This is a genomic window from Blastomonas sp. 34TW, assembly GCF_059803595.1.
The window spans coordinates 1-13606 of record NZ_JAPFGW010000028.1 but is presented as its reverse complement, the minus strand read 5'-3'; the positions used below and the strand labels follow the sequence as shown (position 1 = coordinate 13606).

The 13606-nt window shown below is 57.8% G+C and carries 11 protein-coding genes; all 11 read left to right on the top strand.

The window, feature by feature from the left end; genetic code table 11:
• Positions 1-590 precede the first annotated feature (590 nt).
• Positions 591-1802, top strand: a complete 1212-nt coding sequence (locus tag OPU69_RS19375) for an IS256 family transposase (RefSeq protein WP_058456888.1) — start codon at positions 591-593, stop codon at positions 1800-1802.
• Positions 1803-1919: 117 nt separating this feature from the next.
• A complete protein-coding gene (locus OPU69_RS19370; protein WP_155645048.1) occupies positions 1920-2189 on the top strand; it encodes a hypothetical protein in 270 nt (89 codons plus the stop codon).
• Positions 2186-2629: a periplasmic heavy metal sensor gene (locus OPU69_RS19365; protein WP_081095566.1), complete on the top strand. Its 444-nt coding sequence runs from the start codon at positions 2186-2188 to the stop codon at positions 2627-2629. The genes OPU69_RS19370 and OPU69_RS19365 overlap by 4 nt, the downstream gene beginning before the upstream one ends.
• The gene (locus OPU69_RS19360; RefSeq protein ID WP_446652679.1) at positions 2626-3198 is read left to right on the top strand and encodes an RNA polymerase sigma factor; all 573 of its coding nucleotides are present in this window, start codon (positions 2626-2628) and stop codon (positions 3196-3198) included. The genes OPU69_RS19365 and OPU69_RS19360 overlap by 4 nt, the downstream gene beginning before the upstream one ends.
• A 13-nt stretch (positions 3199-3211) precedes the next feature.
• Entirely contained in the window at positions 3212-3715 is a 504-nt protein-coding gene (locus OPU69_RS19355) for a nuclear transport factor 2 family protein (protein ID WP_067403090.1), read from the top strand.
• Positions 3652-5007, top strand: coding sequence for a TolC family protein (locus OPU69_RS19350; RefSeq protein ID WP_082744433.1), 1356 nt, complete (start codon positions 3652-3654; stop codon positions 5005-5007). Before OPU69_RS19355 ends, OPU69_RS19350 begins: the two co-directional genes overlap by 64 nt.
• Complete coding sequence (locus tag OPU69_RS19345) at positions 5004-6644, top strand: efflux RND transporter periplasmic adaptor subunit (protein WP_081095573.1); 1641 nt, start codon at positions 5004-5006, stop codon at positions 6642-6644. The genes OPU69_RS19350 and OPU69_RS19345 overlap by 4 nt, the downstream gene beginning before the upstream one ends.
• Positions 6645-6646: 2 nt before the next feature.
• Positions 6647-9763, top strand: a complete 3117-nt coding sequence (locus OPU69_RS19340; protein ID WP_498513167.1) for an efflux RND transporter permease subunit — start codon at positions 6647-6649, stop codon at positions 9761-9763.
• A 23-nt stretch (positions 9764-9786) separates the two neighbouring features.
• The gene (locus OPU69_RS19335; RefSeq protein WP_155647000.1) at positions 9787-10680 is read left to right on the top strand and encodes a DUF8832 domain-containing protein; all 894 of its coding nucleotides are present in this window, start codon (positions 9787-9789) and stop codon (positions 10678-10680) included.
• 215 nt (positions 10681-10895) lie between these two features.
• Complete coding sequence (locus tag OPU69_RS19330) at positions 10896-13181, top strand: heavy metal translocating P-type ATPase (protein WP_155647001.1); 2286 nt, start codon at positions 10896-10898, stop codon at positions 13179-13181.
• Positions 13182-13241: 60 nt separating this feature from the next.
• The coding region (locus OPU69_RS19325) for a hypothetical protein (protein ID WP_498513164.1) at positions 13242-13606 on the top strand (365 nt) is incomplete at its 3' end.

Here is a 13606-nt window from a genome sequence, read left to right as displayed (position 1 = left end):
CTAAGCGCGCTCACAAGAGCACGCTAAAGAGCGCTCAATACCTACCCAGACAAGGCGGCCCCCGCCGGATGGATACCCTGTACCACAACCGACATCGAGAATTGTTTCGCCGGGCAGAGGCGACAACATGCGGAGAAGCTCGTTCCGCCAGACCTCCTCGCGCGTTAGCAGAGCTACGCCGCTGTCATATAGAGCGGTCGGAGCAAAACGCCCCGCTGCGCGTGTAAAGTCGTTCGAATTGCTCATATCCGCCGAATGGGCATACCATTTTTTGAAATGCGCTTGCACCGAAAAGGTCCATGAATGCACAATAGCGTCGTTTTACCAGCTTTAGGTTGGGCTGCCGAAGGCAAAACTCAACGCTGTCTTTTGCGGGAGTTGCTTTAGGTAGCCCGCAGAAATCGAAGGCGCATCTCCAACGCGGCAAAAATTGTTAGCGTCCGCGCTCGTGGTGTAATTTTCGGTGGAGATTTAGGTGCTGCTGGTGGTGGGGCATGCCCCACCACCAGCAGTTTCGATCTCGGTGGCCACCGGGCTCATCGGTAAGGTGGAGTTTCCACACGTCACACCCACCCGAGGAGTTGATCCCGATGACCGAAGACAGACTACCGCTTGCCGAGCTGATGGCGAAGACCGGAGACAGCGATTTCCTGCGCAGCATTGCCGAGAGCGTGCTGCAGCTGATCATGGAGGCCGATGTCGACGGCGTGATCGGCGCCGGCCGACACGAGCGATCCGGCGACCGCACGACCTGGCGTAACGGCTACCGAGAGCGCAGCCTCGACACCCGGCTCGGCACGCTCAACCTGAAGATCCCCAAGCTCAGGACCGGGGCCTACTTCCCTGGCTTCCTGGAACCCAGGAAGACCGTCGAGAAGGCGCTGGTCTCGGTGATCCAGGAAGCATGGATCGCCGGCGTCAGCACCCGGCGCGTCGACGAGCTGGTTCAGGCCATGGGCATGACCGGCATCTCCAAGTCTTCGGTCTCGAAGCTGTGCAAGGACATCGACGAACGCGTGCACGCCTTCCTCAAGCGGCCGCTGGCGGGCGACTGGCCTTACCTCTGGCTGGACGCGACCTACCTCAAGGTCCGCGAGGGCGGCCGTATCGTCAGTGTCGCGGCGATAATAGCGGTCGCGGTCAACACCGAGGGCAAGCGCGAGATCGTCGGCCTGCACATCGGTCCCAGCGAGGCCGAGCCGTTCTGGTCGAGCTTCCTCAAGGACCTGGCCCGCCGCGGCCTCAAGGGAGTGAAGCTGGTCATCTCCGATGCCCACGAGGGGCTCAAGGCGGCGATCACCCGCGTGCTCGGCGCCACCTGGCAGCGCTGCCGCGTCCACTTCATGCGCAACGCACTGGCCTACGTGCCCAAGGGGCAGAACACCGTGGTCGCCGCCGCCATCCGGCAGGTCTTCCTCCAGCCCGATCATGCGGCCGCTACCCAGGTCTGGCGCCAGGTCGCCGACCAACTGCGCACCCGCTGGCCGAAGCTGGGAACCTGCATGGACGACGCCGAGCACGATGTCCTGGCCTACATGACCTTCCCCGAGCAGCACCGGGTCAAGCTGCACAGCACCAATCCGCTGGAGCGCCTGAACAAGGAGGTGAAGCGCCGTGCTGACGTCGTCGGTATCTTCCCCAACGAGGACAGCATCATCCGACTCGTCGGCGCCGTCCTGCTCGAGCAGAATGACGAGTGGCAGCTCCAGCACCGCTACATGCAGATCGAGGGCATGGCAGCCCTTGCCACACCAATGATCGAGGAGGCTCAGCCGCTACAGATTACACCCAAGGCCGCCTGACCATGCAGCCCGGTGACCACACCCCAAATTACACCTCATTGACGGACGTGACCCAAAAATTTATGGGGGCTGCGGCATAGTCGCGCGTATAACTAACGAAGCGAACGAGGTGAGATCATGGACATAGACAAAGCATTGGCGCGATTGGCGGACGCGCCCCTGAATGATATTGATCTGTCGCTAGTTGAGACGGGCGTAATGAGCGGTCTCGCCCAAATCACGTCAGTTGTCAGATTGCAAACACCGATAAGGTTTGGCGCTATCGCGGCCGCAATGATTGTTGGTATCAGCCTCGGCGGAGTAGCGGTGGCAAACAGTCAAAGCAGCGCGCCACTGGTCTCTGGGGCACATCTGGCACCTTCAGCTTTGTTGGTATCTGCTCAATGAATCCCGCCCGCCGAGCAATTATCGCAACTCTAATTCTCGCGTTTCTGGCCGGCATTGGCGGTGCTTTTGTAGGCACCAAATTGCTTACCCCCGACGCGCGACAGGATAATGCGTTGCACGAGTTGCTCCATAGCAAATTGAACCTGTCAGCAGACCAGGACAATGATATTGCAAAGGAAGAGAAGCGTTTTGCACTCGTGCGCGCACAACTTGAGGCCGAGGCACATGCCGCCAATGTAGAACTGGCTAAAGCAATTCAAACGAGCAAGCGAGACGGACCTGATGTGCAAGCGGCGATTGAGCATGTCCACATCGCTCTTGGCCGCTACCAAAAGGAAACCGTCAGTCATATTTTCAGGATGCGCGCGGTTTTAACGGAAGAGCAGGCAAAGATTTTTGACCGCTCTGTCTCGCAAGCGCTGATGCAAGAGCAACAGTGATATCGGATTCTGAGCTCTCTGACGGGGCGTTATGTGAACGATCTGTCGCTGGCGACGCTACGGCCTTTGCTTCCATCATGCATCGCTACAAGTTGCCGGTATTTTCTTTTATCCGGCGATATGTTGGAGGCAACGAAGATGCGCATGATTTGCTACAGCAGGTTTTCATCGCTGCTTGGCAATCGCTCGCTAGCTACGATGTCGACCGCCCACTCGGGCGTTGGCTAACAGCCATCGCGTTAAACAAATGCCGTGACCACAGCCGCAAGGCCAAGGTTCGCCGGTTTTTTCAGCTTTCGTGGCCAATAGACGCAGCTGACATTCCAGATGCCGCGCCGACTGCCGATCAAAAGATGAATGCGGACCAAGATCTGGTGTTGCTCGACAGGGCGATTGCGCAACTGCCGCCCGCGCTCAAAGAACCGCTGTTACTGACCGTCTTTGAAGGTCTCAGCCATAGTGAAGCAGGCGCAGAGCTTGGAATCAGCGCAAAAGCTGTCGAAGGCAAAACGCGTCGCGCGCGCCAAGCTCTGGAACTTCAAATCAATAAGTGGGCAAACAATTTTTGAGAGAGGATTGAACATGAGACATTATTTCGTCATTTTTTTGGCGTCGGCCATGCTGGCAGGTTGTGGGTCGAGTCCCCAAGACACAAAAGCATCGAATGTAGAAGAGGCAAGCAGCGGTTCGCTGACCAACGCTGCTGAAGAGGTGGTTGATGCTTTTCACACAGCACTCAAAGCTGGCAATACTGAGGGAGCAATGGAGCTGCTGGCCGACGATGTGCTGATATACGAAGGGGGAGGTGCTGAAAAGAGCAAGGCTGAATATGCGTCGCACCATTTGGAGGCCGACATCGCGTTCTTGAAAGGGATCAAGCAAAGCTTATCAGCGCGTTCCGCAAAAGCGACGGGCGATATGGTGTTGGTAACGAGCCAAGGCGTGACGAAAGGCACGTATAAGGACAAAGCAATCAACAGCACCTCGGCCGAAACGATGGTGCTGCGCCTGATCGACGGCCAATGGAAGATCATCCACATCCACTGGTCGTCAGCGGACATCAAGCCAATCGTGCCGACATCGTAAAAAAGATCACGCTTTGGGGGCTACTCCCACTCCGCGCGTATAACAGTTATGGCAAGAGTGATTATCCGATGAACCTGATGCTGATCCGGCTGCCATTTGGTGTCGGCGTGATGTTGCTCGGCGCGGCGGTTATGGCGTTGTCACCGGCCTTGGCGCAGGACGATGCCCCCGTTGCGTCGTTGCATGATGCGTTTGAGCGTGCCGCCGCGCGATTACCCGAGGCTGCTGCCAGCCCCGCGTTGAAAGCACAGGTTGACGCACAGCGCCGCGCAGCAAGCGGACCGTTTGTAGGACCGCCAGTTGTAAGTGGCGATGTTTTGACCCGTTCGGGCGGTATAATCGAACAAGAGGCCCGCGTTTCGGCGGCAATCAGATGGCCTGGCGAAGGGCGCTCTGGTATCAGCGCAGCGGCGCTAGCTGGCGATGCTGTAAATGCGAAGCTGGTGGCGGCCCAGCTTACATTAGCGGGCGATATCCGAACCGCATATTGGCAATTGGCCGGTGCGCGTAGCGCAGTTGAGATTGAACAACAGCATGTTGCGATTGCACGCGTTGAAACCGAGCAAGTTGCACGATTAGTGCAAGCCGGTGTGCAGGCGAGGCGGGAGTTATTGGTTTCACAGGCGGACCTTGCTGCTGCCATGGGAAGACTTTCCGCTTCCGAAAGCGATCTGGCCGAAGCGCGGGCATCGGTTGAGGGATTGATCGGTGATGTGCCGGACATATTTGGGGATGAAGACCTATCGCCAAGCACAGATATCGAAACCCACCCGGCGTTGCGCGCAGCAGAAGCGAACGCCAAGGCATTGGAAGCCAACGCCGCATATGCGCGGTTTGGCACGCGCCCTAGAGTTGAGGGAACTATTGGTGTCCGTCGTGAGCGTAACGATCCGCGTGGCAATTACGAAGATGCATTGCTCGTGGGCATTGCGGTGCCGCTCGGTCGCGATCAGCGTGCGATCGCCGATGCGGGCGGTGCGCGTGCCGAAGCCTTGGCCACTGTCGCCGAGGCGGCGCGGTTGCGGTTGCGGTTGATCGCAGACCAGAGAGCTGCATCGGTGCGCCTGTCAATTGCAGAACGCGCGCTTGTCGATGCCGAGATGCGGCAATCTGCGCTGCGTGAGGCGCTCATGCTGACCGAAAGAGGCCGAACGGAGGGCGAGATTGGCTATATCGAATATCTACGTGCGCGGCAGGCACTGTTCGATGCAGACCGCGATTTAGGAGCCGCCCGCATTGCGAAATCGGCGGCGATTTCTAACCTCAATCAAGCAATGGGTGTTTTGCCATGATTTTCAGATATTTCATGGCATCCATTGCCGCTGCATTTTTGTTATCCGCACCATATTCCTCACACGCGCACGGCGATGAAGATCACGGAACTGCGGCAGCTGTCAGCGCGCCGGCTGGAACAACGCCCCGAATTGAGGCGCGAACAGCTACATTGGAGCTCGTTGCAGCGGTTGATGCCGACGACATGACGGTCTGGATTGATGGATGGGCTGACAATGCGCCGATAACCAACGCAAATCTAAACGTCACAATCGACGGCCAAAGCAAAACAGCAAAATTAGCGAACGGTGTATACACCGTGTCAGACCCCAAATTTGAGGCCGCAGGAACGCATCAGGTGGCTTTCCTTGTGACGCGCGCCGGAGCGGTCGAGTCGTTATCGGCTGAATTGAAAATTCCAGAAGCAGAAGCATCGCTATCAAGCGGTGGATGGACCTATTGGATCGTAGCGGCGGGCGTTGCAGTGCTGGTTATCGTTGCCTTCATCTTTTGGCGCTCGCGTAAGGCGGGCGCAGCTTTGATTATGCTCGGGTTGGGGTTCTTTTTCATGCAGCCCCGCGCCATTCAAGCGCACGGCGATGAAGATCATGGCGCGCCAGCAGCGCCCGACACCTCCGCTGGTGGCGTGATTGGCGGCGGAGATGCCGCAGCGCGGCTGCCAAACGGCGGCGTCTTTGCACCCAAGACCGTTCAGCGGATCATCGGCCTGCGAACAATTATTACGACGGACGGTTTTGCTACACCGTCTGCCAATCTCACCGGCCAAATCATCGCTGATCCGCGTCGCGGCGGTCTGGTGCAAAGCGCGACCGGGGGACGCGTCAGTGCAGGCGCATCTGGAATTGCGGTCATCGGACAATCGGTGCGTGCTGGACAGATATTGGCAATCATCGAACCGCCGCTTCAGGCGATAGATCGTGCATCTTTATCACGCGAGTTGGGCGATCTCGATCAACAAATCGCGCTTGCCGCCAATCGGGCGACCCGGCTTCGTCGGCTTGAGGGCGTGGTGCCGCGCCGTGAAATTGAAGAGGCATCAATCACCCTGCGCGGCCTGCAATCGCGTCGCGCAGGATTGAGTCAAGCGACATCGGCGCGTGAAGTGCTGCGTGCCCCCATCAGCGGTGTCATCTCGGTAAGCGGTGTCCGCGTCGGTCAGGTCGTTGCTGCACAAACTACGCTATTTGAAATTGTCGATCCGTCGCGTCTCTATGTCGAAGCCAATCTGTTCGACCGCCGCCCTATATCGGCTGGAGCAAGCGCGGTTGGCAAGACTAGCGACGGCGCGACATTCAATCTGGTGTTTGAAGGCGCTGGCCTTGCCGACCGGGGGCGCGCGGCACAAGGCCTTTTCCGTATTGTCGGTGCGCCGCCACGTTTGCGCATTGGCGAAAGCGTAACGATTGCGGCACCACTGGGCGAGCAGGTCGCAGGTGTCATTGTGCCGCGTGCTGCGCTAATCAGCGGTTCAAATGGGTTGACATCTGTGTTCGTCAAAACGCGCGCCGAAGGCTTTGCCTTGCGCAACGTGACCACCGCGCCTGTTGACGCTAGCAGTGTCGCGATACTCTCAGGGGTTAAAGCAGACGAGCGTGTGGTGACAATCGGGGCAACTCTGCTCGGCCAGGTTCGCTAAGCATGTTCGACGCCATCGTCGCCTTTTCGTTGCGCAACCGGATACTGGTCCTGTTTGCAGCGATTGCGCTGGTTGCGATGGGGCTGGTGTCGGCAAGCCGGCTGCCGGTTGACGTCCTGCCCAATCTCAATCGTCCAGTCGTAACAATACTGACTGAGTCGCCGGGCCTCGCACCACCCGAAGTCGAAACTTTAGTAACCCGCCCAATTGAAACGTCGATGAGCGGTGTTCCCGGGGTTGAACGGGTTCGGTCGGTTTCCGGCATCGGACTTTCAGTGGTCTACGTCGAGTTTGACTGGAGCGAAGACGTCTTTCGCGCACGCCAACAAGTGGCAGAGCGGTTGACGCTCGTGCGCGAGCAAATACCGCCGGGAACAGTTCCCCAGATGGGTCCGGTGACGTCGATCATGGGCGAGATCATGCTTGTCGCCATCCCTTATGGCAAAGCCAGCCCGATGGAAGCGCGCGAGATTGCTGATTTTCAGATCCGACCCCGCCTGCTCACTATACCTGGCGTTGCACAGGTTATCCCGATTGGCGGCGAAGTGAGGCAATACCGCGTGTCGCCCGATCCGGCCGCAATGGCGGCGCAGGGTATAACGCTCGACCAGATTGATCGGCAGTTGCGCGAGTTCGGCACCAACAGCGGCGGCGGTTTCGTCGATCAGTTTCAAAAGGAGTATCTGATCCGGGGCGTAGCGCAGACAACACGGATCGACGATCTACGCGCGCTGGTCGTTGGCGAAAGTGCGAACGGCCCTGTGCGACTTTCGCAGGTAGCCTCGGCCGACTTTGCGGCCGGTTTCCGGCGCGGCGAGGCCGGTTATGACGGCGCGCCAGCGGTGGTGATTGCCGTGCAGAAGCAGCCAACCGCAGATACAATAGCGGTAACAACGCAGGTGGAGGCTGCCCTAAAGGAAATAACCGCGACTCTGCCGGACGGCATTAGCGCCGACAAGGTCCAGTTCCGCCAAGCCAATTTCATCGAAACGTCGATTGGCACGCTTCAGAAAGTTTTGATCGAAGCTGCAATCGTCGTGGCAATCGTCCTTTTCCTGTTTCTCCTCAACACCCGCACCACAGCAATTTCGCTTATATCGCTACCGATATCGATTTTAATCACGGCCATTGTGTTTTCCATTTTTGGCCTGTCGATCAATACAATGACGCTGGGTGGACTGGCGATTGCGATCGGCGAATTGGTAGATGATGCCGTCGTTGACGTGGAAAATGTGTTTCGGCGTTTACGCGAGAATGCGGCATTGCCCGAACCGAAATCATCGCTTGTCGTCATCGCCCATGCGTCGGGTGAGGTGCGTTCGGGCATTGTCTATGCCACCGCAATCATCATCCTAGTCTTTCTGCCGTTGTTCTTCTTGGGCGGCGTGGAAGGACGCCTGTTCGCCCCGTTAGGGCAAGCCTATATCGTGTCGATCCTCGCTAGCTTTGTCACCGCCGTTACACTGACACCTGTTCTGTGCTATTATTGGCTGCCCAAGATTGCGCAGATTCATGCCGAGCGCGAGTCCGGTTTGGTGACACGCCTTAAACAGGCGAATGCGTGGATACTCGATTGGGGCTTTGCCCGCGTGCGCGGTATTTCAATCGCGGCTGGCATTGTCAGTGTCCTCGCTATCGGCGGTGCCTTATTGCTGCCCCGTGCATTTCTGCCGACGTTTAACGAAGGTAGCTTTGTTGTCGGCTTTCAGCTCGAACCCGGAATTTCGCTCGAAGCCTCAAGCCAATTGGCGGCGACCGCAGAAAAGCTCCTGCTCCAAATACCGCAGGTTGAAAGCGTCAGTCGCCGGACAGGGCGGGCCGAACTCGATGAACATGCGGAGGGTGTGCATTCAAGCGAACTCGACGTGGCCCTGAAACCCGATACCGAAGATCGAGACGCGGTTGCTGAAACCATCCGCAAGCAATTAGCCATATTGCCCGGTTCTATCTCGGTTGGTGCGCCCATCGGTCACCGGCTCGATCATTTGCTCTCCGGCGTGCAAGCGCAAATTGTCATAAAGATATTCGCAGAAGATTTGGACGCCGCGCGGGCCAGTGCCGAGCAGTTGCGTGCCGCTGCTGTCGAGATTCCCGGCGTCGTCGATTTGCGGGTCGAAAAGCAGGTGCGCGTGCCGCAACTCGACCTGCGGATCGATTATGAGAGGGCAAGCAGTTACGGCATTACGCCCGCAGCAGTGTCCGACGCGATTGCAACATTATCCAACGGCAAGATTGTCAGCCGCGTCGTTAATGGCCTCAAACGTTACGATGTTGTTCTGCGGCTCCCCGATGAAACACGCACGACTGCGGCCCTTGCCGATCTGCTGATCGAAACGCCCAGAGGGCCGGTTCCTTTGCGCAACTTGGCGGAAATCGTAGAAACGGATGGCCCTAACCAAATATTGCGCGAAGGCGGAAAACGCCGGATCGTGGTTTCCGCAAACGCAGAACCGGGTGCAAATCTGGGCAGCATCGTGACCGCGATTGAGGCGGAAGCTGCCAAACTCAAACTGCCTGTTGGCGGTTTTGTCCGCGTCGAGGGCCAATTCGAGGCACAGCGCGAAGCGGCGTTTACAATTGGCGGCCTGTCGCTTGTTTCATTCGGTTTGATCTTCGTTCTTCTGTTCACACGGTATCGTTCGGCCAGGATCGCGCTGATCATCATGGCTGGTGTCCCAATGGCACTGGTCGGGTCGGTGCTAGCACTTGCGCTTGCAGGATTACCGCTTTCGGTCGCCAGCATGGTCGGGTTCGTTACGCTCACCGGCATTGCTTCACGCAACGGTATTTTGAAAGTCAGCCACTATATCAATCTAGTGCTTCATGAAGGCGAGACATGGGGCGATGCAATGATCATTCGTGGCACGCTCGAACGGTTGACGCCTGTGCTCATGACCGCTCTTGCCGCAGGCCTTGCGCTTACCCCCCTGCTCATCGGAGCGGATGAACCTGGAAAAGAGATCCTTCATCCGGTTGCGGTGACGATCTTTGGCGGCCTGTTGTCAGCAACATTACTCGACGCGCTCATTACGCCAATCCTGTTCCGTCTATTTGGTCAGGCACCGCTTGAACGCATTGTCGATGAAGCCCGCCAATCTGGTAACTTACGGGCTTATTAGCCCTCAACCCAAGGATATTCCCTATGAGAAAAGCATTATTACTCCTTGCCGCGTCAGCTTTTGCGCTTAGCGCCTGCGGCGAAAAGAAGCATGATGATGGCCATACTGATGCAGATCATGCCGCAATTGCTGCCAAGGAAGCTACAGGCGGTGAACATGCCGGAATGGATATGGGCGAAGCTAGTCATCATCACGGGGCTGCGACTCTCAAAGTTGCAATGGCTCCCGCCGGTGCTTTTACACCGGGCAAGCCGCAATCGGTGACACTTACTTTGACCGACGTAAAGACCGGCGCGCCGATTGGCCCCGATCAACTGGCGCTTGCGCACACAAAGAAGCTGCATTTGCTCATCATTGATGAAAGTCTGACCGATTATCAGCATATTCATCCTATCGCAGGTGCGAAGCGGGGCGACTGGACGTTCAGTTTCACGCCTAAATTTGGCCGGAAATACCGTGTGTGGGCCGACTCAACGCGCAAAGATGGCGATCAGGAATATGTGTTTGCTGACATGATTGCCGGGTCAGAGAAAGCGCCTGCGCCTGACGCAAAGCCAGTTGTCACCGCAGAAATGGGCGGTCTCAAGTTCGCACTCTCGTTTGCCGGCCCCGTAAAAGCTGGCGAAGGCGTCATGGGTAGTGTCGCAATTGTCGATGCGAAATCCGGCCAGCCCTTCACCCAGTTGCAACCTATCATGGGCGCATTTGGTCATGTTGTGGCCTTTTCACGCGACTGGAGTTCAATCGAACACGTCCACCCGCAAGGCACCGAGCCTAAATCTGACAGTGAACGTAGCGGACCGGTTGTTGGCTTCCATATGGAACCCAAGAACGGCGGTATCATGAAGATATTCGTCCAGATCATGGCCAATGGCCGCGAAGTGATCGTGCCGTTTACCGTGAATGTAAGCGCATAAGGGAGCAAAAACGAAGAGAGCAATTTTGATCGTTCAATCGCCCCGATTGCACGAAATTGCTTGGCCGAAGTTAATACAAACAGGCGGCGCAAATTAGCACCGCCTGTTTGTACCTCACCGCGCAGGCAAGCATTTTGTGGAGACCGGCAATGAATTCAAGTGATCACTCGTTGCACAAACCGGCGACTAATACGGCTCCGTCAGAATCGACGAACATGGCGGTCGATCCCGTCTGCGGAATGACAGTCGATCCGGCAAAGACAGCACATCATGCCACCCACGACAGTGCTGACTATCATTTTTGCAGTGCGGGGTGTCTGGCTAAATTCACCGCAGACCCGGCCAAATATCTGTCCACTACCGCGCGCCCAGAACCCGTCGCCGCGCCGGGAGCTATGTGGATATGCCCTATGCACCACGAAATCCGACAGCAAGGGCCGGGAACATGCCCTATTTGCGGGATGGCGTTGGAGCCTGAAGAGCCTTCATTGGATGATGCGCCAAACCCCGAGCTGGTGGATTTTACGAAGCGTTGGTGGGTGTCGGCGGCGCTGGCAGTGCCACTGCTGATCCTGACGATGGGAACAGAATTTCTCAGACTGCATTTGGTCGATCCCGCCTATTCGCCGTGGATTCAATTGGCGCTGACTGCACCGATTGTCTTGTGGGCAGGCTGGCCGTTTTTCACGCGCGGATGGACATCAATCGTCACGCGAAAACTAAATATGTTCACCCTGATCGCCATCGGTGTCGGCGCAGCATTCCTATACAGCGTGGTTGCGACCTTTGCACCGGGCCTGTTCCCCGCGACCTTCAGAATGCACGGCGGCATGGTGCCAGTCTATTATGAAGCGGCTGGCGTGGTCGTGGCGCTCGTGTTGCTTGGACAAGTGTTGGAGCTGCGCGCAAGAGCCGCAACCGGCAAGGCAATCCGTGCGCTACTCAATCTCGCGCCAAAAACCGCACGGCGCATAAATGCTGACGGAACCGAAACCGAAATTCCTTTATCCGACGTTCACACAGGCGATCGCCTGCGCGTTCGTCCAGGCGAAGCCGTCCCGGTGGACGGCGTGGTGATCGAAGGCCGTTCATCTGTCGATGAGTCGATGTTGACGGGCGAACCTTTGCCGGTCGCTAAGGAAGCGACCAGCGCGCTGACGGGCGGCACGGTCAATGGCACCGGTAGCATTGTCATGGAAGCACAAGCGGTCGGCAGCGATACCATGCTGGCGCGCATCGTTCGTATGGTAGCCGAAGCGCAGCGCAGCCGCGCGCCGATACAAGCCGTCGCCGACCGGATTTCAGGCTGGTTCGTTCCGTTGGTGATTGCCATTGCCATACTGTCCTTCGCGGTCTGGAGCCTCGTTGGCCCCGAACCGCGTATCGGCCATGCGCTGCTCAACGCCATTGCCGTTCTCATCATAGCCTGCCCCTGTGCACTGGGATTAGCTACGCCAATGTCGATCATGGTGGCAACCGGACGCGGTGCACATGCTGGCGTTTTGGTCAAACATGCCGAAGCGCTGCAAGCTTTCGAGAAAGTCGACACTTTGGTCATCGACAAGACTGGCACGCTCACTGAAGGTAAACCCAAGCTGGTTGCCATCCAAACAAGCGGCGGCATGGACGAAAACGAATTTCTGGCGCTTGTTGCAGCCGTCGAAGCGCGCTCGGAGCATCCGCTGGCTCATGCCATTGTGAGTGCCGCACAGGAGCGCAAGCTGACGCTAGATGAGCCGGAGAATTTCGAGGTTCAGGTCGGCGCGGGCATAAGCGCCCAAGTCGGCGGGCGCGCTGTCGTAATTGGCAATGCCGCACAGATGCAGCGCATCGGTGTTGATCCAACTCCCCTCAATGAAGCTGCTGAAACCCGACGCCGCGAGGGTGCGGGCGTGATGCTGATCGCGGTTGATGGCAAACTTGCAGGATTGGTCGCTGTTGCCGATCCCATTCGTGCCAATGCGCGCGAAGCCATTGAGGCGCTTCGAAAACACGGCCTGCGCGTTATCATGCTTACCGGCGACAATCCGACGACCGCGCAAGTCGTTGCCGACGCGGTTGGCGGGCTAGACGGTGTTCATGCCGAGCTCAAACCTGACGACAAGGCACGCATCGTCGGCGAACTCAAAGCAGCAGGCGCTAAGGTCGCAATGGCGGGCGACGGGATCAACGATGCACCGGCACTTGCCGCTGCCGATGTCGGTCTTGCGATGGGAACCGGCACCGATGTTGCGATTGAGAGCGCAGGGATCACGCTCACGAAGGGCGACCTTGCAGCCGTAGTCCGCGCCCGCGCTCTTGCCAAAGCAACGATGCGCAATATCCGGCAAAACCTGTTCTTCTCGTTCCTGTTCAACGGCGTCGGCGTTCCGGTGGCGGCTGGCGTGCTTTACCCCGTGTCTGGCATCCTGATGTCACCGATGATTGCAGGAGCCGCTATGGCGCTATCATCATTTACTGTCGTGATGAACGCGCTTCGGCTCAATCGGGTGAAGCTGTAACGATTCACGGTTATAAGGCGAATTGACAATTATAGCCTATCCGCCCATTTTAGGTATCGAATGAAAACGCTGTTACGCCATCTCTTGTTGCTTGGAGCCATGTTTGGCCTCTTGTGGCAGGGCGTGGCCTATGCGTCGCCGCCTTGCGCTGAAATGCAGCAGGAGCAGAGCGCCGCCGCCTCGTCGATGGCGGGCATGGCGGATTGCATGGAAGCCGAAAAGCAATCGCGCGACAGTGCGCCGCCCTGCAAGGATATGAAGGCTGGCTGCTTTGCGATGGTCGGCTGCACGTCGCTGGTGGGGCTTGGCGCATTGCCAATTGCCGTTGATGCGCCGGTCAGCACCACTTCTTCCTTTGACTTGGCTGCAAGCCCGGTCCTGATCGGGCGCAACGAAGCTCCCATACCCGATCCCCCCTCTATCCT